At 74.3% G+C, this 20,796-nt stretch carries 15 protein-coding genes; 7 read left to right on the top strand and 8 right to left on the bottom strand.

All coding sequences use genetic code 11. The features are described from left to right. Window positions 1-94: 94 nt before the first annotated feature. Window positions 95-847, bottom strand: a complete 753-nt coding sequence (locus tag AB0D67_RS03780; protein ID WP_362929544.1) for an SDR family oxidoreductase — start codon at window positions 845-847, stop codon at window positions 95-97. Window positions 848-1,070: 223 nt separating this feature from the next. Between AB0D67_RS03780 and AB0D67_RS03775 the strand changes: the two genes are divergently transcribed. The 3 genes from AB0D67_RS03775 to AB0D67_RS03765 all read left to right on the top strand — a co-directional run bounded on the left by AB0D67_RS03775 (window position 1,071) and on the right by AB0D67_RS03765 (window position 4,334). Further along, the gene (locus AB0D67_RS03775; protein WP_362929542.1) at window positions 1,071-1,691 is read left to right on the top strand and encodes a hypothetical protein; all 621 of its coding nucleotides are present in this window, start codon (window positions 1,071-1,073) and stop codon (window positions 1,689-1,691) included. Next, a complete protein-coding gene (locus tag AB0D67_RS03770) occupies window positions 1,681-3,519 on the top strand; it encodes a DUF4012 domain-containing protein (RefSeq protein ID WP_362929540.1) in 1,839 nt (612 codons plus the stop codon). The genes AB0D67_RS03775 and AB0D67_RS03770 overlap by 11 nt, the downstream gene beginning before the upstream one ends. A 221-nt stretch (window positions 3,520-3,740) precedes the next feature. Next, window positions 3,741-4,334 (top strand): hypothetical protein, encoded by a 594-nt coding sequence (locus tag AB0D67_RS03765; RefSeq protein WP_362929538.1) that lies wholly within the window; start codon window positions 3,741-3,743, stop codon window positions 4,332-4,334. Here AB0D67_RS03765 and AB0D67_RS03760 read toward each other — a convergent pair. The 5 genes from AB0D67_RS03760 to AB0D67_RS03740 are packed head-to-tail and all read right to left on the bottom strand — an operon-like array spanning window position 4,312 to window position 10,054. After that, on the bottom strand, window positions 4,312-5,784 hold the full coding sequence (locus AB0D67_RS03760; protein ID WP_362929536.1) for a polysaccharide biosynthesis tyrosine autokinase: 1,473 nt from the start codon (window positions 5,782-5,784) through the stop codon (window positions 4,312-4,314). The genes AB0D67_RS03765 and AB0D67_RS03760 overlap by 23 nt on opposite strands. Before the next feature lie 4 nt (window positions 5,785-5,788). Beyond that, complete coding sequence (locus tag AB0D67_RS03755; protein WP_362929534.1) at window positions 5,789-6,832, bottom strand: MraY family glycosyltransferase; 1,044 nt, start codon at window positions 6,830-6,832, stop codon at window positions 5,789-5,791. Then, window positions 6,829-7,839 carry a GDP-mannose 4,6-dehydratase gene (locus tag AB0D67_RS03750; protein ID WP_362929532.1) on the bottom strand — a complete coding sequence of 337 codons (1,011 nt, stop codon included), beginning with the start codon at window positions 7,837-7,839 and terminating at the stop codon, window positions 6,829-6,831. Before AB0D67_RS03750 ends, AB0D67_RS03755 begins: the two co-directional genes overlap by 4 nt. After that, window positions 7,836-8,873, bottom strand: a complete 1,038-nt coding sequence (locus AB0D67_RS03745) for an NAD-dependent epimerase/dehydratase family protein (RefSeq protein WP_362929530.1) — start codon at window positions 8,871-8,873, stop codon at window positions 7,836-7,838. The genes AB0D67_RS03750 and AB0D67_RS03745 overlap by 4 nt, the downstream gene beginning before the upstream one ends. 5 nt (window positions 8,874-8,878) lie before the next feature. Then, window positions 8,879-10,054: a glycosyltransferase gene (locus tag AB0D67_RS03740; RefSeq protein ID WP_362929528.1), complete on the bottom strand. Its 1,176-nt coding sequence runs from the start codon at window positions 10,052-10,054 to the stop codon at window positions 8,879-8,881. A gap of 587 nt (window positions 10,055-10,641) precedes the next feature. Between AB0D67_RS03740 and AB0D67_RS03735 the strand changes: the two genes are divergently transcribed. Beyond that, on the top strand, window positions 10,642-11,982 hold the full coding sequence (locus tag AB0D67_RS03735) for a hypothetical protein (protein ID WP_362929526.1): 1,341 nt from the start codon (window positions 10,642-10,644) through the stop codon (window positions 11,980-11,982). Here the strand turns inward: AB0D67_RS03735 and AB0D67_RS03730 are convergent. Continuing rightward, entirely contained in the window at window positions 11,937-13,046 is a 1,110-nt protein-coding gene (locus AB0D67_RS03730) for a glycosyltransferase (protein WP_362929524.1), read from the bottom strand. The two genes, AB0D67_RS03735 and AB0D67_RS03730, sit on opposite strands and share 46 nt — an antisense overlap. A 304-nt stretch (window positions 13,047-13,350) precedes the next feature. Between AB0D67_RS03730 and AB0D67_RS03725 the strand changes: the two genes are divergently transcribed. The 3 genes from AB0D67_RS03725 (at window position 13,351) to AB0D67_RS03715 (ending at window position 18,372) form a co-directional block, all read left to right on the top strand. Beyond that, window positions 13,351-14,484, top strand: a complete 1,134-nt coding sequence (locus tag AB0D67_RS03725; protein ID WP_362929522.1) for a glycosyltransferase family 4 protein — start codon at window positions 13,351-13,353, stop codon at window positions 14,482-14,484. Then, the gene (locus AB0D67_RS03720; RefSeq protein WP_362929520.1) at window positions 14,481-15,839 is read left to right on the top strand and encodes a hypothetical protein; all 1,359 of its coding nucleotides are present in this window, start codon (window positions 14,481-14,483) and stop codon (window positions 15,837-15,839) included. The genes AB0D67_RS03725 and AB0D67_RS03720 overlap by 4 nt, the downstream gene beginning before the upstream one ends. A 178-nt stretch (window positions 15,840-16,017) precedes the next feature. Next, window positions 16,018-18,372 (top strand): DUF2298 domain-containing protein, encoded by a 2,355-nt coding sequence (locus tag AB0D67_RS03715; RefSeq protein ID WP_362929518.1) that lies wholly within the window; start codon window positions 16,018-16,020, stop codon window positions 18,370-18,372. A 42-nt stretch (window positions 18,373-18,414) separates the two neighbouring features. Here the strand turns inward: AB0D67_RS03715 and AB0D67_RS03710 are convergent, their stop codons facing one another. Beyond that, window positions 18,415-20,730, bottom strand: coding sequence for a hypothetical protein (locus AB0D67_RS03710; RefSeq protein ID WP_362929516.1), 2,316 nt, complete (start codon window positions 20,728-20,730; stop codon window positions 18,415-18,417). Window positions 20,731-20,796: the final 66 nt, after the last annotated feature.

The following is a 20,796-nucleotide window of genomic DNA, read 5'->3' as shown; positions in this document are numbered from 1 at the left end:
CGCCGGGGCGGCGTCCGGCCGGCCGGACGTGCGGCCTCCGCGCGACCCCCGTGACGACGCCGTACGGCGGGCCCGCGGAGACCGGCGGTTGAGACTAGCGGCGGCCGAGGCGGCGGGAGACCTGGCCGGCCAGGCCGCGGGGGATCAGCCTGCCCGCCCCCACGATCACCTTGTAGCGGATGTCCGGAACGCTCACCCGCGCCCCGAGGGCGAGGTCGCGCATGGCCGCGGCCACCACCTTGTCCGCCGACAGCCACAGGAAACCGGGGATGCCGGAGGTGTCCATCGAGGCGCGGTCGTGGAACTCGGTGCGCACGAACCCCGGGCACAGCGCCATCACCCGGACGCGGGTGCCGGTCAGCTCGGAGGCGGCGGACTCGCTGAAGTTCACCACCCACGCCTTGGACGCGCTGTAGGTGCCGCGGGTGAAGAACGCCGCCACCGACGCCACGTTGACCACCGCGCCGCGGTCGCGCTCACGCATACCCGGCAGCGCCGCCAGGGTCAGCCGCAGCACCGCCTCGCAGTGCACCTTCAGCATCCGCACCTCGTCGGCCACCGGGACGTCGAAGAAGGAGCCGGGGTGGCCGAACCCGGCGTTGTTGACGAGGAGGTCCACCCCCTCGCGCAGGCGGCTCTCGACCTTCGCGATCCCCTCGTCGGCGGCGAGGTCCGCGGGCAGCACCTCGGTCTTGACGCCGTAACGGCGGTGGAGTGTCTCGGCGGAGGCGCTCAGGCGCTCCTCGTCGCGGGCGACCAGGACGAGTGAGAACCCGTCGGCGGCCAGGCGGCGGGCGAACGCGGCGCCGATGCCGGCGGTCGCGCCGGTGATCAGTGCGGTGGGCATGCACGCAGTCTAGGGAGTCGTGTCTCCGCGCGCCGAACGCCGGGCATGCCGCGCCGCGCCGATCGTCAAAGGTCGGAGAAGCGCCGCCGATCGTTCGGTAAGCGCGGTGTGCCGGGCGGCCTGCGTGATCTTTGGGTGAATATAACGGGTTGCGGGGACATGTCGCTCGTGCTCCGACCGACATCGATCAGGGCCTGAACCGACAACACGGGGGAGTTGGAAAGTGGCCAGAAAACACGCGATACCCGTCATTGTGGCGGTGGTGCTGGGCGGGATGCCGGTCCTGGGCGCCGCGGGGACGGCGATGGCCGCCGCACCGGCGCCGGCGGCGGTACGGCCGGCGTTGCGGTACCAGCCGCCCTACCCGCCGCCGATACCGCCGGTCTCCCCGTTCGACGAGCTGGAGGCGGCGGCGCTGCTCGCCGCGCTGGCGGACGCGACCCAGCCGGACGAGGCGGACGAGGAGGAAGAGCAGGCCAGGGAGGAGGACGAGAACCCCTTCGACCCGGTGAACGCCATCATCAACCGCGCCGAGAACGCGGTCGCGAACGCAGGCCGTCCGGACGACGACGACCCGCACGGGCAGGGCTGGGACCCCACACGCGGGCTCGGCGGCGGGGACGGCGACTGTGATGACGGCGACGGCTGCTGCGGCGGCGGAGGCGGATGCTGCGGTCCGGGGTGCGCGGCGCGCAAGGAGGTCCGCGGCCAGGCCGCCCAGGAGCTGCCCTACACCGGAGCGCCCGTCGGCCTCCTCGCCTCGGTCGGCGGCGGCCTGCTGGCGGCCGGGTCGGCCGTCGTGCTGATATCCGCCCGGCGCCGCCGATCCCCTCATGCGCGGTAGACCCGCCCTCGACGCCGGGTACGGCCCCCGGGCTTCGGACACGTATCCGGCGGCGCGGCGCCTCACCCGGTACGGGAGGCGCCGCAGACGCCGCCGGGCCGCGCTGCTGGGCCTGCTGGTCCTCGCGGGAGCCGTCGTGCCCGCCGGGGGCTGGTCGGCCCACCTGGCCCTGGGCGTCCGGGACCACCTGGAGGCGGCGCGGGACGCGCTGCTGCGGCTGCGGGCGGCGGCGGCCTCGGGGAACCCCCTGCTGATGGCCGCGCCGCTGGCCGAGGCCCGGCTGCACGCCGCCGAGGCCAGGAGGCTCACCGACGGCTTCGACTGGGCGCTGGTCGCACACGCCCCGCTGGTGGGCGGGGGAGCCACGACCGTGCGGGGGATCGCCCACGCCGTGGCGGAGGCCACCGAGGCGCTGACCGGGGTGCAGCGGACCGGCGCGCGGCTCCTCACCGCCGAGGTGCTCCGGGGCGAGCCGGGCCGGCTGCTCCGGGCCCTCGGCGCGGCGGCGCCCGCCCTCGACGCCGCCGCCGCGCGGCTCGCCCGCGCCGAGGCCGTCCTGGCGGCGACCCCGGCCGACACCGGCTCCGGCCAGGTGGACCTGGCGCGCGGTACGGCGCTGCGGGAGATCGGCCGGCTGCGCGGCTGGACCGGCGGCGCGGCCACGGCCGCCGCACTGCTGCCGCCGATGCTGGGCGCCGACGGCCCGCGCCGCTACTTCCTGGCCTTCCAGACCAACGCCGAGGCGCGCGGGACCGGCGGGCTGGTCGGCGCGTACGGGATCCTGCGCGCCGGCCGGGGCGCGATCGAGGTCGACCGGCTCTCGGCCGAGAACGGCATCGGCAGTCCCACCCCGGTCGCGCACCACGGACCGGCGTTCAAGCGCCTCTACGGGCCGTACGCGACGAAGATGCTCTCGGTCTCCAACCTGTCGCCGCACTTCCCCTACGCCGCCGAGACCTGGACCGGCCTGTGGGAGCGGCGGACCGGCCGGCGCCTGGACGGCGCCGTCGCCGTCGACCCGGTCGGGCTGTCCTATCTGCTGGGGCTCATCGGTCCCGTCACCCTGCCCGGCGGCGAGGCCGTGACCGCGGGCAACGTCGTGGACCTCACCGAGCGGCGGGCGTACGCCCGCTACCCCGACGTGGCGGAGCGCAAGCGGTTCCTCATCGACATCGCCGCCGCCGTCGCCCGGCGTCTGCCGTCGGCGCTCACCGACCCGGTGCGGCTGCTGCCGGTCATGGCCCGTATGGCGCAGGAACACCGGGTCCAGGCGTGGAGCCGGCACGACGCCGAGCAGCGCCGCCTGGCGGAGACGCCGGCCGGCGGGGTGCTGCCCCGGAGGCCGGGGCCGTTCGCCGCGCTGGTGGTCAACAACTCGGCCGGCACCAAGCTCGACTACTACCTGGAGCGCTCCGTCGACTACCGGCTGGGAAGCTGTGTGAACGGCCTGCGCCCCAGCTCGGTGCGGATCCGGCTCACCAACGACGTGCCGAGGGCGGAGCTGCCGCCGTACGTCACCAGCCGCCTCGACGCCCCGCGGAGGGATCGCACCCCGGGGTCGAACCTGTCGTGGGTGTCGCTGTACGCGGCGCCCGGCGCGAAGATCACCGATGTGCGGCTCGACGGCGAGCGCGTCCCGGTCGCCACGAACGAGGAACGCTCGCACCCGGTCTACTCGGTCCGGGTGCCGTTCGCCCCCCGGCAGACGAGGATGCTGGAGTTCGGCCTGGCCGAGCCGGCGTCCGCCGAACCGCCCGTGGTGCCGGTGCAGCCGCTGGTCCGGCCCCAGCGCACCACGGTCGCCGGGGACTGGCGGGGCTGCGCCTGACGACGTGGCGGCCGCGGTGCGGCCCGCCGCGCGGCGGGCCTCCCGCCGGGTACGGTGCCCGGCGGGAGGGGCGCCGCACGGAAAGGGCAAAAGGCGGCGCGCCGCCGCCGCGGCCCCGTTCCGGGCCGCCTACGATCACGTCCACTGAAGATCTTTTCAATGAGGGGGCCCGGACGCGGCGGCCCGGGGACGGCGACCGCGTCCGGCGAGGTGGGGGATGCATGACCGTGCCTGAGGCATGGGAGGGGGCGGGGTTCCGCATCCTGTTCGTGTGCACGGGGAACTACTGCCGCTCCCCGATGGCCGAGCGGCTGGCCCGCTCGGCCCTGGAACCGTTCCCGGCGATCCAGGTGATCAGCGCGGGCACCCACGCCCGGCCGGGAAGGCCGCTGCCGGAGCCGACCCGGCGCGCGCTGGCCCGCCTCGGCGCGGACCCCGAGGGCTTCCTCTCCCGGCTGCTCACCGCGGACCTGGTGGCCGCGGCCGACCTCGTGCTGACGGCCACCGCCGCCCACCGGTCCGCCGTGGCCGCCCAGCACTTCCCGGCCGCCGCGCGCGCCTTCACCATCGCCGAGTTCGGCGCGCTGGCGCGGGCGGTGCCCGCCGCCGAGGTCACCCGTCACGAGGATCCGGTACGGCGGGCCCGCGCGCTGACGGAGCGGGTCTGCGCGCTGCGCGGGACGGTGCCGGTGGACCGGCTCGACATCCCCGACCCCAACGGCCGGTCCCGGTGGGCCTACCGGGCCGCGGGACGGCGGATAGCCCGCTCGCTCGCCGTCCCGCTCCGGCTGCTCACACTCGGGCCGAGGCCCTGACCCTGGGCTCGGCGGCCGGCCGGTCGTACTCGCCGCCGTAGCCGTAGTAGTAGCTGTTCTTCAGCGGCGCGAAGTTCAGCACGCAGCCGACCAGCCGGGCGTTGACGGCCGTCAGCACCTTCAGCGCGCGGGTGACGTGCTCCCTGCGGGTCCTGCCGTGCCGGGCGACGAGGAGCGTGCCGTCGCAGATCGCGCCGAGCGCGGCGGCGTCGGTGACGGGCAGCAGCGGCGGCGCGTCGAAGATCACCATGTCGTAGCCGGCGACGAGCCTGGCGAGCAGGTCGCGCATGCCCTGCGAGCTGAGCAGCTCGCTCGGGTTCGGAGGGATCTGCCCGCCCGGCAGGACGTGCAGGCCCGCCTCCCCCCAGACCTGGATGACGTCCGCCAGCACGGCCTGGTCGATCAGCACGTCGGTGAGGCCCGCCGCCCCCTCGATCCCGAGGTAGGCCGGGACGCGCGGGCAGCGCAGGTCGCCGTCGACCAGCAGTACCCGCCAGCCGGCCTGGGCGAGCGTGATGGCCAGGTTGACGGAGACCGAGGACTTCCCCTCGTTCGGGAGGCAGCTGGTGACCACGAGGGACCTCGGCTGCCGGTCGACGCCGATGAACTGCAGGTTGGTGCGGAGCGCGCGGAACGCCTCGGACCGGGTGGAGCGGCCGCGGTGGCGGACGATCAGCGGCTGACGTTTCGCGCTCCGCTCGTAGCCGATGACGCCGAGGACCGATCTGCTCGCCGCCGTCTGCAGCGCCTCGCTCGACTTGAGGGTGGTGTCCAGGCGGTCGCGGAGCACGATCGCGGCCAGCGCGATCAGCAGGGCGGACAGTACGCCGACCGCCAGGTTGAACGGCGGGTCAGGGCTGATCGGCGCATTCGGGACGTCCGCCGGGTCCACGATGGTGACCTTCACGTTGGGGCGCGACACCTTGGGGTGCTCGTCCTTCCCGTCGCCCCGGTCCCCGCTCTTCTCCCGGTCCTTGTTCTCTTTATCCTCTTTATCCTCTTTGTCCTTGCGGACGGGAGGCGGCCGCTCGATCTCGCCGATGAGCCGGATGAAGGCCGCCCCCAGGGCGTTGGCGACGCGCGCGGCCCGCTGGGGGTCGGTGTCGGTGAGCGTGGCGCGCAGCAGCACGGTGCCCGGGATGGCGTAGGCGACGAGGTTCGACTGGATGCGCTGGACGTCGTCGCCGCGGGCGACCTGGCCCACCACCCGCTGGCTGGACATCAGGTTGGCGTAGGACTGCACCCGCTGCTGGGACAGCGACCCCGCCTGGATGGCGGTGAAGAGACTGCCGTCCTTGTTCTGCCCGGACACCAGCAGGGTGATGTCGGTGACGTACTTGGGCGGGGTGTGCGCGGTCACGTACAGCGCCCCGGACACCCCCAGGGCCAGCGCCAGGATGATGAACAGCCAGTTCCTGCGCGCCAGCCGGGCGAAATAGAGCAGGTCCACGGGGTCAACGCAACCTTTCGTGAGTTCTCGGGGGCGTGTGCGGGTGCTCGGACGACGCGTAGACGTCCACCCCCCGCAGCAGGACGATGAGCACGAGCGCGGTCCCGACGCCGACGACCGCCGCGACCAGCGGCGCCACCCAGCCCAGCGCCAGTGCCAGGCAGAGCGACCCGGCGAGCGCGGTCACCGCCCCGAGCACGGCGGCGACCGTCCCGGTGCCGAGGCCGAGGTGGCGCAGCCGGTGGGAGACGTGGTCGCTGCCGGCCGTCATGGGTGAGCGGCCGGGCGCCAGCATCCGCGCGAGGAACACCGTGCCGGTGTCCACCGTCGCGAGGAACGTGGGCAGCAGCAGGCCCGCGACCGCCGTGCCGGAGCCGTGCCCGGTGACCAGCAGAGCGGCCGAGCAGGAGATGACGAACCCGATGAACAGCGATCCGGTGTCGCCCATGAAGACCTTCGCCGGCGGCCGGTTGTGCAGCAGGAAACCCAGGCACGCGTGGGCCAGGGCCGCCAGGAGCAGTCCCAGCGCGGGGTGGGCGTGGACGAACGCCGCCCCGGAGAGGAAGGCGGCGCCGATCGCGGCGATGGTCCCCAGGGCGCCGTCCATGTTGTCCAGCAGGTTGAAGGAGTTGGTGACGACGACGATCCACAGCACGGTGACCGGCCCGTCCAGCCACGACCCGGTCAGCGGCGCCTGGACCCCGCCCACCACCACGCCGACGGCGGCCACCGTCTCCACCGCCAGGCGCACCAGCGGGGAGAGCGGCGAGAAGTCGTCGATCAGTCCCAGCAGCGCCACGGCCGCCGCCGCGAGAACGATCGAGGTGACCCGGACGTCGTCCAGGCCCGCCAGAACCGCGAACGGGGCGACGGTGGCGAACATGATCGCCACGCCTCCCAGGTACGGCACGGGCCGCCCGTGCGTCTTGTAGCCGCCCGGACGGTCGACGAAGCCCCAGCGCAGCGCGAGGCGGCCCAGCAGCGGGGTGCCCGCCGCGCTCAGCAGGCAGCCCGCCGTACCCGCGATGACGACGGCGGCGCCGTTCACGACCGCGACACCGCCGGCTCGGCGTGGAACTCGGCGCGGGCCTCGGCGATGGTCTCCCGGAGGATGTCGTCGAGGGTCCGCCTCGGCGTCCACCCGGTGAGCCCGCGCAGCTTCGCGGTGTCGGGGACCCGGCGGGTCATGTCCTCGAACCCCTTCTCGTACGCCTCGGCGTAGGGGATCAGGTCGATCCCGGCCGTCGAGCCGGTCAGCTCGCCGATCGTCTTGGCCAGCTCCAGGATGCTGATCTCCTCGTCGGAGCCCACGTTGAAGGTCTCGCCGACCGCGTCGTCGTGGTCCAGGAGCCCCACCAGCGCCTCCACCACGTCCGCGACGTGGGCGAAGCAGCGGGTCTGGGTGCCGTCGCCGAACACGGTGAGCGGGAACCCGCCGAGCGCCTGCTGGACGAGGCGGGGGATGACCATGCCGTAGGCCGGGCTCTGCCGCGGCCCCACCGTGTTGAACAGCCGGACGATGACCGTCGGCAGGCCGCGCTCCTTGTGGTAGGCGTTGGCCAGGATCTCGTCGACGGCCTTGGAGGTGCTGTAGGCCCACCTGGCCACCGCCGGGCTGCCGAGGATCCGGTCGGACCGCTCGGTGAGCGGCCCGCCGGAGTTCTTGCCGTAGATCTCGCTGGTGCTGGTGACGAGGATCTTCCGCCGGTAGCGGTGCGCGGCCTCGATGACGATCTCCGAGCCGCGGATGTTCGTGGTCAGGGACCGCAGCGGCTGCTCGACGATCAGCTTGACGCCGACCGCCGCGGCGAGGTGGACGACCACGTCGCACCGGTGGACCAGCTCGTCGACGATGAGCTCGTCGAGGACCGAGCCGTGGACGACGCGTAACCGGGGATGCCCGGCGGCGTGGGCCAGGTTGGCCGCGCGGCCGGTCGAGAGGTTGTCGAGGACCACCACGGAGTCACCGCGCGCCAGCAGCGCGTCGGTCAGGTGGGATCCCACGAAACCGCTTCCCCCGGTTATGAGATGGGTGCTGCCTGCAGGGCTGCTCACGGGTTGCTCCCGATGCGGTGTGGAAGGGCTGCTTGCGACGAGGCGGCCGGCGCGGCGAGAGCGCCGGGTGCCCCGGCGGGGGCGGCGCCGGCCGCCGGGACGTGGTCCGCCGTGTTCCGGAACCAGGCCACGGTCATGCGGAGCCCCTCCTCCAGCGGTACGGGACGCACGCCGGGGAAGAGCTCGGACAGGAGGCGACAGGACGCCCGCGAGTCGCGGATGTCGGCGGCGCGCGGCGGGAGGAACGACGTCGCGACCGCCGTACCCAGGACCGAGGAGAGGGTCTCTCTCAGCCGGAGGAGCGACACGCTCGTCCCGAACGCGAGGTTAACCGGCTTCGCGCTCGTCACCCGGCGGACGGCCGCCTCGGCGAGGACGGCCGTCACCGACCCCACGTAGGTGAAGTCGCGGGTCTGACGGCCGTCGCCGTGGATCGGCGCCGGCAGGCCGCGCAGCGCCGCCGACACGAAGGCCGGGACGACCGCGGCGTAGGCGTGGCCGGCGGGCTGCAGCGGGCCGTACACGTTGAAGAAGCGCAGGGGCAGCACCGGCAGCCCGAAGCTCCCGGCGTAGGCCAGGGCGTAGGACTCGGCGGCGAGCTTGCTGGCGCCGTACGGGCTCAGCGGCCGGGTGGGCAGGTCCTCGTGCTTGACGGGCTCGGGGCTGTCGCCGTACACCGAGGACGACGACGCCAGGACGACGTGCGCCCCGGTGCGGCGGCACGCCTCCAGGACACGGAGGGTGCCGGTGGCGTTGACCTCGTGCGAGGCGGCGGGGTCGCTCAGGGAGCGGGGCACCGACGGCCGGGCGGCGAGGTGGAAGACCGTGGAGACGCCGGGCACGAGCCGGGCGAGGAGGTCCTCGTCCAGGACGCTGCCCTCGGCGAGGTCGGCCCCCGTGCCGTCGAGGTTGGCCGGGAACCCGCTGCTCAGGTCGTCGAGCACCGTGACCCGCTCGACCTCGGGGCGGGCCGCGAGCGCGTGGCACAGGTTCGCGCCGATGAACCCCGCCCCTCCGGTGACCAGGATCCTCATCGCCGTCACCCCTCCCGCGGCGTGGCCGCGGCGGGCGCGGCGATGCGGGGACGGCCCGCCCGGCGAGCGGCGCCCAGGGAGCGGTAGAGGGCCTCGGTGTCCGCGACCAGGCGCTCCACGCCGAACGACGCCCGGGTCCGGTCACGGGCCGCCTGGCCGAGCCGGCGGGCGAGCGCCGGGTCCAGGAGCAGCCGCAGGGTGCGCTCCGCCAGTTCGCCGGGGTCGGGAGGGGCCAGCAGACCGGTGGTCCCGTCCAGGACCACCTCGGCGACGCTGCCCACCCGGGTGGCGACGGCCGGCGTCCCCGCCATCCCCGCCTCGATGAGGGTGAGCGGCGTGCCCTCGTTGTCGGAGGTCAGCAGGACCACGTCGGCGGCGGCGTAGACCGTCTCGACGTCCCCGCGCCAGCCGAGCGGGTGGAAGGCGTGCCGTACCGGTTCGATGTCCCGCGCGAGCCGGTCGTGGAGCTCGCCGCCGCCGCAGACCAGGAACCTGCAGTCGGGCAGCCGGTCGAGGACGGCGCGGGCCGCGGCGGCGAACCGGTCCGGCCGCTTCACCCGGGTGAGCCGTCCGACGTAGGCGACGACGGGGGCGTAGACGGGGACGCCCAGGGCGCGCCTGGCGGCCTCGCGCGCCGGGACCGGCCCGATGCGGACCCCGGGCGGGACGACGACGTACTGCCCGGGGCGGCCGATCCCGGCGTCGAGCAGGTCGTCGCGGACCCGGGTCCCGACGGTCACCAGCCGGTCCGACAGGGACGCCAGGAACCGCTCCGCCCGGACGTAGACCGACCGCTTGGCGGGGGAGAAGTAGCCGTCGAGGAGGTGGCCGTGGAAGACGTGCATCCTGGCCGCGCGGACACCGGACAGGGAGACGGCGGTCCGCCCGAGCGCCCCGGCCTTGGCGGTCCGGGTGTGCACGACGTGCGGGCGGAACTCCCGCATCGCGCGGGCCAGCGCGCACAGGGCGCGGCAGTCGTCGGCGGGCCGCACCGACCGCCCGAGCCCGGGGACCCGGTGCACGGTCTTGGCCGCGTCGCGGAGCCGGAAGCAGTCCTCCTCGTCGTCACCGACGTGCCCGGCGTAGAGGCGGTGGTCGAACTCCCCGGTGTTCAGCCCCTCGTGCAGCCCCATGAGCTGGGTGGCGGGTCCGCCGACGTTCGTTCGGGCGATTATCTCCATGACGCGGATTCGATTGTCCGGCTTCATGCGGGCTCCTCGGCGATGACCTGATCACCTCAGAAAGGTAGTCTCCCGCCCTATCTGTCGTACGGTGCCGCAGCGGCGGCGGATAAGTGTTTCCCTATTCCCTACCTTCGCATGATGCGGGCGGGCTGGTCGGGATGACCGGAATGAGGCCCCCTGCCGTAAGTGCATATTTCGTAAATAAGGGTTTTGAGGGATCGTGTTTCGCCCGGAAATGTTCCCCGGCTGGCGGACGGTGTCCGGCGCGCGCCTTTGACGTGGGGAAACGCCGGGTTCGTTGCGGGTGACGCCGCAGGACGGGCATGTATCGTGTTTTCCGCCGTACCGCGTCGATCCCGTCCGGACCGGGGCGGCTCTGCCGCCTGAAAAGGTCTGATTCCGGCCGTTCCACCGGGTGGGCGGCCCGCGCTGGGAACGAGGCGTGAAAAGAACGTGTGACGCGGGACGGGAATCGCGGGGGGACGCGCCGATCCACGGCGCGCGGGAGAATCGGCGCCCCTCCTTTCCGGTGTCGCTCCGGCGTCATCCGACATCAGACCAGTGGACCGGCGAAGGGCCTTTCCGTGGAGTACGTGATCATCGCCGCCGCCGTGGCGGCCCTCGTCCTGGTCGTCCACACCACCCTGGACGCGCGGACGGCGCGGAAGGTCCTGCCCGTGCTGGTCGTCGCCTTCCTGGCCCGGCTGGCGGTCCACCTGCTCTACCTGAGATCGGGCCTCACCGACTACGGCGGGGACAACTACAACTACGAGACCAAGGCCCTGAAGGTCGTCGAGTACTGGCAGGAGAACGGGATCCGGTTCGTGACCGAGGACGAGATCCCCCTCATCGCCGCGGTGACCCTCCCGTGCAACCTGTTCGCGCTGGTGATCTACGCGTGCGGAGGCCCCGCCCCCCTGGCATGCACCGCGCTCGTCGCGCTCATCGCCTGCACGCTCTGCGTGGTGATGTACAAGTTCGCCCGGCTGGCCGGCGCCGACGAGCGTGCGGCACTCAGGCTTCTCGCCGTGGTCGCGTTCATGCCCGCGTTCCTCCTGCACACGTCCGACATGTTCAAGGACGGTTTCAACGCCTTCCTCGTCATCACCTGCCTGGCACTCGCCGCCGCGAACATGCGGCGCTTCGCCCTCCGCAACGTCGTCATGATCCTGATCCTCCTGGTGGCGCTGTGGAACGTGCGCCCCTACATGGTGGTCATGTGCCTGCCCGCGCTGCTCGTCGGCGTCGCGAACCCCCGGCGTGCGCTCTCGGCGAGGTTCCTGGCCGTCTCGGCGGTTCTGCTGGTCGTCGCCACCGCCCTCCTCGCGGGCGCGCTGCACCTGGGTCCCGCCGACGAGGTCATGGAGGACCTCGAACGGGGCCAGGCCGAGAACGTCCGCAGGGCGAACGCCTCCCAGCGCTCCGGGGTGACGTTCGACGACGGGGGAGGGCCCTGGGGCGCGCTCCTGCCGAAGATCCTCTACACGCTCTTCTCGCCGTTCCCGTGGACGTCGGGCTCGGTGACGCTGCAGCTCGGGAAGATCGAGATGCTGGTGGCCTACTGCCTGTTCTACTGCGCGGTCCGCGGGACCCTCCGGCTGTGGCGGAGCGACCGGGGGATGCTCCTGTTCCTCCTGGCGTTCCTGGTGCCCGGAACGGTCGCCTACGCCACGACGATGTCCAACATCGGGCTGATATTCCGGCAGCGCATACCCATCGTGCTCATGGTGGGGCTGCTGGCCGCGCTCGCGTGGACCGGGGAGGCGGAGCGCCGGCGGGCGGAGCGGCGGGACCCCGCCGACCGTGAGCCGGACCCCGGCGCCGACCGTGAGGCCGGCCGTGCGCCTGCCCTCGGTGACCGCGGGCCGGACTCCGCCGACTACGAGCGGGACCCCGCCCGAGCCCGCGAGGAGATCTCGTCGTAGAGCCGGTCGAACCACTCCGCGGCCCGGCCGATGTCCAGCGCGTCCCCGCTGTCGCGGGCGCCCCGGCGGAGCCGCTCGTGGGTCTCGGGCCGCATCGCCGCGAGGATCCCCCCGGCCAGCGCGTGCGGGTCCCCCGGGGGGACCAGCAGGCCGTTGCGGCCGTCGTCGACGAGGTCCGGCACGCCCCCCACGGCGGTGCAGACGACGGGGACGCCGGCCGCGAACGCCTCCATGACGACGACCGGCAGCCCCTCGTGGGAGGAGCCGAGCACCAGGAGGTCCGCCGCCGCGATCAGCCGGGCGGCGTCGGCCACCGGCCCGAGGAAACGCACCGCGTCCGAGCCCAGCCGGGCGACCATGCGGACGACCTGCTCGTGCAGCGGGCCGGTGCCCGCCAGCAGGAAGACGGCCCGCGGGTCGCGCCCGGTCACCTCGGCGGCGGCCTCCACGACCGTCCCGTGGCTCTTCTTCGGGTAGAGGTTGGCGACGTGCACGACGAGGAAGGCCGACTCCGGGACGTCCCACTCCTTCCTGATCGTCTCCGCCTCCAGCGCGTTGCGGCGCTGCCGCTCGACGCCGGCCCCGTGGACGCGGACGCGCAGGTCACGGGATCCCCAGCTGGTGACGGCCCGCGCCACCTGCGGCGACACCGCCACGGTGCAGGCGTCCAGCCACCCCGTCGCCCGGTCCGCCAGCAGCGTCGGCAGCCGGTAACGCACGTTGTGCACGGTCGAGACCAGGACGGGGCGGGGCCTCCAGAACCGGGACGCGACCCGCAGCACCGACGCCGTCAGCGGCGAGTGGTTGTTGACGACGTCGGGGCGCAGGTCCCGGACGACCCGGACCAGCCGGAGGAGGCGCAGCGGGCGCGGGACGGCGGTCAGGTCGACGACCTCCGTACCCGCCGCGCGCAGCCGCCGGACGAGCTCGTCGGTGGGCACCCGCGTGCACACGACGGTGTGGCGCTTGCCGGTCGGCGGGGTGGCGAGCAGCCGCTCGGCCAGGAGCTTCTCGGAGCCGCCGTGGCCCAGCGCCTTGATGACCTCGCAGACGTGCACGCCCATGACGCCGCCTCCCGTAGAGAATGACCCGGTCATCATCGCAACCGGGGCCTTCGCGCCGATGGTGACACTCCGTGGTCGTCCGGACGCGTTGAAGGACCCTCCTCCGGCGCGGCAGGCCCGGAAAGGGCCGGGCGCGGCATTACGATCGATCCGGATCGGGCCCGAGCGGGCCCGTGACGGGCGGCCCGCACCCGTTTTCGCGCGGGCGGCGGCAGCGGTCCCCGGCGCTCCTCCCCGGCGGCCGGCGCCCGCATCGCACCCCCCGAGAAGCCGGAAAAGACCGGACGCTTCCCGGAAGGCGCACATGAGAGTTCTCCATATCGGATACCGGCTGCCGCCCATGCCCGGCGGCAAGGAGCGCTACATCGAGGAGCTGGTGGCCGAGCAGCTGAGGCGGCGGCACGAGGTGCTCGTCGCCCGGCGGCTGGGCGAGGTGCCGCCCGGAGCCCGGGAGTTCCCCCTCGCGCCGACGCCCGCCGCCCGCGTCGTCTCCAGGAGGTCCGACGTCGTCGCCTTCGCCATGGAGTGCGCCCGGGCGCTTCCCCGGGCCCGGGGGATCGACGTCGTCCACGCGCACGGCGACCACCGCGAGGCGCTCGGCCTGGGCGCCGCCGCGCGGCGGCTCGGGGTCCCGCTCGTGCTCCACGTGCACGGAGCCCTGACCGCGCGCCACCGGCGGATCATGCCCCTGGCGTTCCGGCACGCCGACGGCTTCATCACGGCGGGCCCGGCGCCCCGGGCGGACCTGCTGGCGGCCGGGGTCCCGGCGGAGCGGATCCGCATGGTCCCCAGCGGCCTCGACCTGGACCGGCTGGCCGCGTTCCGGGGCGGGAGCCCCGTCGAGCGCGGGCTGATCGTCAGCGTGGGCTCGCTCGTGCCGGTGAAGAACCACGCCCTGACCATCGAGGCGTTCCGCGAGCTCCGCGAGCTCCGCGAGCTGCGCGCGACCCGGCCCGACGCGCGCCTGGTCATCGTGGGGGAGGGGCCCGAGCGGGCGCGCCTCGAACGGCTCGCGGCGTCCGTCCCCGGGGTGGAGCTCACCGGTCACCTCGCCGCCGACGACGTCTACTCGCTGGTCGGCCGGGCCCACGCCTTCGTGCTCGCCTCGCACCGGCTCCCCACCATCGGCGAGGGGAGCCCCATCGCGCCGCTGGAGGCCCTCGCGCTCGGCACGGCCGTCGTCGTCTCCTCCGAGGCCCTCCCCGACCCCCTCATCGACCCCGGCGCCTACCTCGTCTTCCGCTCGGGCTCGGCGGGCGAGCTGGCGGACCGGCTGCGTTCCGTCCTGGACGACGAGACCGTACGGCCGCGCCTGGCCGAGCGGGGCGTGCGGGCCGTGGCGGCGGTCGGCTGGCCCCTGGTGGCCGAGGGCATCGAGGAGTGGTACGGCATGCTCGGCGCGGACCGGTCGCCCCACTCCGCGGCGGTCCTGCCGTGAGGCTGCCCGGGAGGCGGCACCTGCGGACCTTCACCTCGCTGTCCGGCGCCGGCGTGGGGGAGGCCCTGCTGCCCGCCCTCAGCCTGATGGCCCTGGTGCGGCTCACCGGAACCCACGTCTCCGGGCAGGTCATCTTCGCCCAGTCCGTCGCGGGCGTCTGGTTCCTCCTGCTCGACCCCTGCCTGGAGAACGCCGCCCAGCGGTTCGTCCCCATGGAGCAGGAGCGGAGCGGACGGGGAGCGTCCCTCTTCGCCGGCATGCTGCGCTGGGACGTGCTGATCGGCGTGGCGGTGACCGGCGCCGGCCTGGCCGTGGTGGCGGCCGTACGGCTGCTGGGCCTGGCCCCGGCCGAGGTCCAGCTCATGCTGGCCCTGGCGGTCGTCACGCGGGGGGCCATGGCCCCGTACGGCACGGCCTCGGCCGGCTTCGCGCTGGCGGACCGGCTCCAGGGGCTCGGCCTGCTCCGCCTGGGGTGCGCGGTCCTGTCGTTCGGGCTGTCGGTGGGCGGGCTGCTGGCCGGGGGAGCACTGCTCTACCTCGCGGGCCAGGCCGTGGCCGCCGCGGTGATGGCGCCGGTGTACTGCGCGCTGGCGACCCGGGTGCTGCGCGCTGGGCTGGGACCGCCCGGCCCGCGGGTGCCGATGCCCGCCGGAATGATCCCCTTCCTCCTGAAGACGTCCGTCGGAACGACGGTGGCGGGCGTCTCCGACGTGGGCATCCTGAGCTTCGCGGGCTTCATCGGCGGCCCGTCCCTCGTCACCATCCTCAAGATCGCGTCGGCCCCCGGGCGGTTCTACGCCAACCTCGCCATCCCCATCGCCGCCATGCTGTACCCCCGCATCTCCCACCGGATCGCCACCGACGCCGGCACCGCCGCGGTACGGCGGGACATGACCCGGACGACGTGGCTGTTCACGGTCGCCGGGGCGGTGACCGTCGCCGCCGCCCTCCCGGTGATCGACGACGTCATGGGCCTGGCCTACGGCCACGGGTACGCCCGCGCCGGCGGGGTGGCCATGCTGCTGCTGGCCGCCGCGTGCGTGAAGGGCATGGTGCTGTGGTCCAACGTCCTGCCCCTGGCCCTGGGCCGGGCGGGCTGGCGGCTCGCCTACCTCACGGCCGAGGGGGTGTGCTTCGTCGCGGTGCTCGCCGTCGCGCACCTGGCCGCCCCCGAGGTGTTCCGGACCTCGCTCGTCTACGGCTGGGGGGTACTGGCCGCGGCCGTCGCCGGGACCGGCTTCTGGATCGTGTCGATGCGCCGGGTCCTGGCCGACGACCGGTCCCGGCCGTTGGACCCGGACGCGGGACGGATCCCCGGGGAGGAGACGGCGGGCGCCGGAACCGGGCGCGCGTGAGGCGGGGCCGCACGGGGCGGGACCGGGCGGGCCGGGGCGGCGGAGTGCGCCGTCCCGGCCGCCGGGCACGTGGGCCTCCGCCCGGCGGTGCCGGGGTTGTCCAAAGATCGGGCAAGGACTCCGCCGACCACCGCGATCGGCCGGGACGGCCCCCGCCGGCGGAGATCACACTCGCGATATGAACGTGCTTCCGGCCCTTCGCAGTGCTCTACCCGGCTCGTCCGGATCGGCGGGAGACGTCCGGCGCCGCGCCCCCGGAGAGGACGGCGCGGGCGGGCTCCGCCGCGGAACGCGGCGTCTCGCGTCGTCCGGATGGCCGCCCGCGGTCGCGGTGACGCTCCTGGCCGCGGTCGTGTCGGCGCACTACGGCGTCTCGGCCCGCGACATCGCGGCCTTCGGCGTCTACCTCGTGTTCGGGCTGGCGCTGCCGGGGACGCTGCTGGTCCGGGCGCTGTACCGCGGTTCGCGCACGTTCGCCGAGGAGGTCGCCCTGGGGACGGCGCTGGGCTACGCGGTGGAGGTGCCGGCCTACATCGCCGCCCGCGCCGCCGGGACGCCCCTGGCCGTCGCGCTGTGGCCGGCCGTCACGTACGCGGTCTTCCTGGCCGTCCCCCGGCTGCGCCGGCACTGGAAGGGCGGATCCCGCCGGAGGCCACCCGTCTGGTGGCCGTGGTCGATCGCGCTCACCGTCGCGTTCCTCATCGCCTGGAGCGCCCTCGCCTTCTTCCGGTCCCAGGCGATCACCTGGCCCGGACTCGCCGACTCGCGTCTCGACATGCCGTTCCACCTGGCCCTCGTCGGTGAGCTGAGACACCACATGCCGCCCTCCACGCCCTGGTTCGACGGCGACCCCCTCTACTACCACTGGTTCGTCTACGCGCACATGGCGGCGGCCGGCCGGCTGACCGGGGTGGAGCCGGTGATCCTGCTGTTCCGGCTGGCCATGCTGCCCATGCTGGCCGTGCTCGTCATCCTGATGGCCATGATCGGACGGCGGCTCATGCGCTCCTGGGGCGGGGCGTCGGTGGCCGCCGTATCCGGGATCTTCGTCGCGGCGCCGAGTCTCTACCTGGGGCCCAACCCCAAGTTCACCTGGGGCGGGCTCCAGGACACCGCCTGGTCCAGTCCCACCCAGACCTTCGGGGCGATGCTGTTCGCCCCCGTGGCGCTGTCGCTGGTCGAGATACTGCGGCACGGCCGGCGGCCGGTCGGCGGATGGATTCTGCCGGGAGTGTTCCTGGTGGCGGTGATGGGGGCCAAGGCGACCTACCTGCCTCTCGTCGCGGCGGGTCTGGCGGCGGTGGTGGTGACCGAGCGGATCCGGTCGCGCCGATGGTGCCGGCCCGCGCTGGCCGCGCTGGGAGCGGTCGCCGGATGCCTGCTGTTCGCACAGCTCGTCCTGTTCGGCCTCGGACGACAGGGGATGGTCATCTATCCCCTGTCGTTCGTCCGCCTGACGTGGAGCGAACTGGCCGGTCCGGACCACGGCGCCGCCGGCACGGCCTCGATCCTCGGTTTCACCGCGGTGTACCTGCTGAGCTGGGCCGTCGCGTGGTGCGGCGTTCTGGGGCTGCTGAGCCGGCCGCGGCTCGTCCTGCGCCCCGACGTGGTCCTCCTGCTGGGCATCGGCGCGGCGGGGCTCGGCGCGGTGCTCCTGCTCGGGCACGCGGGCCTCAGCCAGCTCTACTTCCTGCGCGGGGCCTATCCCTACGTGGTGCTCGTCGCGGTCCACGGGCTCCTCACCCTCCTGCGCCGGGTCCGTATGCCGCTGCGGGCGACGGCGGGGGCGATCGCGGCCGGAGCGACCGCCGCGTACCTGCTGCCCTTCGCGTGCGGAGTACGGGTCCCCCTCGCCCCCGGCGAGCCGGGGGCGAGGCTGTACCTTCCCTGGGCCGCGCTGCTGGCCCTGATCGTCCTGGTGCCGTCCGTACTGCTCGCCACCGGGATGAGCGGACCGCGTGCCCTCGCCTTCACCCTCGTCATGGTCACCGCCATCGGGCTGCCCGCGGCCGGGCACGCGCGGGTCCTGTCGTTCCTCTCCAGCGGTTCGCTCGCCTACAGCCCCGAGCCCGGCCGTCTCCGGCAGGCAACGGCCGTCGGTGTTCCCTCGGGGGAGATGGCCGCGGGCCGGTGGCTGCGCGACCACTCCGATCCGGACGACGTGGTGGCCACCAACGTGCACTGCCGCTGGGGGTACGAGAACCCGTGCGACGCCAGGCAGTTCTGGGCCGCGGCCCTGACCGAGCGGCACATGCTGGTCGAGGGGTGGGCGTACTCACCGGTGAATCTGGATCACTGGAACATGAACGGCTCGCCCAGCCAGGATCCCTTCTGGGACGCGGGACGGATGCGGGCGAACGAGGCGGTCTTCCACACGCCCTCGCCTGCTGCGATCCGCGAGCTGCGGGAGCGCTACGGCGTGCGCTGGATCTTCGCCGACGAGAGCCGGCTCGCGCCGCAGACGAGACTCGGTGAGTTCACGTCCCTGCGGTTCCGTTCCGGCGACTACGCGGTCTACCGCGTCGTCGGCTGACGTTCTTCCGGCCCCCGTGGAGCGCGGGTCCGGCGGTGGGCGTCAGCCCGGCACCCGGTACACGGCGTAGTCGCCGGAGCGGAACCGGAGCGGCGCGTACGCGCCGAGTTCCGGACTCGTCCGCCCCGCGCGTTCGTCGGCCAGCAGCCAGCGCACGCCGTAGCGCTCCCGCAGCTCGCGGAGCGCGCTGGCCGAGGGCGCCGCGAAGGCCGCGTCGTTGGCCCGCATCCGTGCGGTGTCCCAGAACGGGAAGGTCTCCGGGGCCTGTCCCGGACGCCAGCGGCTCATGTTCGCCGCCGTGTAGGTCCACCCCTCGACCAGCACCCGCCGCTCGGTCAGCGCCGCGGCCCAGAACTGCCGGCTGTCACAGGGGTTCTCGAACCCCCAGCGGCAGTGCGTGTTCGTCGCCACCAGATCGTCCGGGCCGGAGTGGTCGCGCAGCCATCGCCCCGCTGCCAGGGCCTCCCGGGGGACGTCCCGCGCCGCGACCGGCGGCACCCCCTCGAGCGGGGAGCCCGTCGGCACGCCCTCCGCCGCCGACAGGGCGCGCAGGCACCAGGCTGCGGGCAGGCCGACGGCCGCCAGCGCGACGACGAGCGCCGCCCAGGGACGCGGCCCGGCCCGTCTCACCGCGAGGACGGCCGCTCCGAGGACGACGAGGGCGAACAGCGCGGCGTAGGGCAGGTACAGGTCGCTCTCCGGCCTGCCCGGCGGCAGCGGGACCCGGGTGCCGCAGGCGACGCGGACCGCGCAGGCCGCGACCATCCCGGCGACCGCCGCCGCCCCGACCGCGGCGGGCGGCATACGGCCCCGCCGTACGGCCGTCACGAGCCCGTAGGCGGCGACCGTCGTCAGATACGGGCAGGCGGCGCTGAAGAAGTAGAGCTGACCCTGGCCGGGATGGCCGAACAGGAGCACGACGCCGAGGCACGCCGCCCCCATGCCGAGCATGAGCAGCACGCCGGGCCGCAGCAGCAGGCCGGGCCGGACGAGCAGCCCCAGGACGCCGGCCCAGGTGATGAGCAGACACAGCAGGTACACCGCCGCGAGCGTCGCCAGGGAGCCCGGCGCGGGGGCGTCGCCGAGGTCGTGGCCGGTCAGCCCGGCCCAGGCCGGGCGCAGCAGGGACAGCGGATCGACCACCATCGCCTGCCGCGCCCCGCCGAACAGCACCGCCTGCCCGTAGAGGACGCACGCGCCGGTCATCCCGAGCGCGGCCAGGGCGGACCAGGGCGGCCGGCGCCGCCGGACCGCCTCGACGGCGGCCACGACCGCCAAACCCGCGGCGAGCGGCGGCAGGTAGGTGGCCTTGGCGCCCGTCATCGCCACCAGGAACACCCCCAGCAGGAGCCACCGCCCGGCTCCCCGCCGGCCCGCCACCAGGTCCAGCAGCAGGAGCACCACCGGGGCGAAGAGCAGGGCGCCGAAGGTCTGGGTGGGGCTCGTCCAGCCGTGGACGCTCCGCCAGGTGAACGTGCCGAGGCTCGGGCCCGCGTAGAGATTCGGCGCGGTGGCGAGGAACGTCCCGCCGACCGCCAGCAGCGCCCCGCCCGGCGAGCCGGTGAGGCGCCGGGCCGTCATCGCCAGCAGGACGACCAGCGCGGCCAGCATGGGCAGCATCGACAGGCGGAGCAGCAGGACGAGCGGCTCGACGCCCGTCACCCAGCTCGCCGCCGCGAAGTGGGCGTAGACGAACCAGTGGTAGAGCAGCGGCTCCCCGGCGACCGCGGGCACGGTCGGCGGCATGTGGTGCCTCAGCTCGCCGATCAGCGCGAGGTGGAAGGGGATGTCGAGGTCGGAGGCCGCGAGCGTGGGCCAGCCGAGGGCGTTTCCCCGGAAGAACCGGGCGGCGCTCAGCACGACCAGGTAGGTCATGACCAGCGAGAGGGCCGCCGGCCACCAGACGGGCGTCACCGGCCGGCGGGCACGTCCCCGCCAGTGCCGCCGCAGTCCCGGCACCGCCAGGAACACCGCGTACGTCACCGCGGGCCAGGCGAGCACGGCCAGTGGCGCCCCGGCGGCGCGGGCGGCGACGTAGACCCCCGCCTCCACCGCGTACCCCAGCGCCAGTCCCAGGGCGAGTTCCTCCGCCAGCGTGCGCGCACCGCCGTACAACGCCCGGACCAGCAGTGTTCCGGGAAGCGCCAGGCACAGCGCGACGTAGCAGCCGAACGCGGCCAGGTCGCGGACGGAGACCCCATAGAAGAGGAGCGTCCCGGTGACCAGGGCGGTGACGAGGGCCGTCGGCAGCCACCGCCACGCCGCGGAGGGCCGGAGGCGTCGACCGCCCACGCCGGACGCGCCCGGCGCGGAGAGCTGTTCCGGCGCCGGACGGCCGGCGGATGATGCGGTGTCCATGCGCGCAAGCCTGCTGGCGCGATCACATCAGCGGGGACCCGGACGCATGCCTTTGATCGTTTCCTT

This window comes from Streptosporangium sp. NPDC048047, assembly GCF_040653115.1.
GTDB lineage: Bacteria > Actinomycetota > Actinomycetes > Streptosporangiales > Streptosporangiaceae > Streptosporangium.
This window is presented reverse-complemented; position numbering and strand designations above follow the sequence as displayed.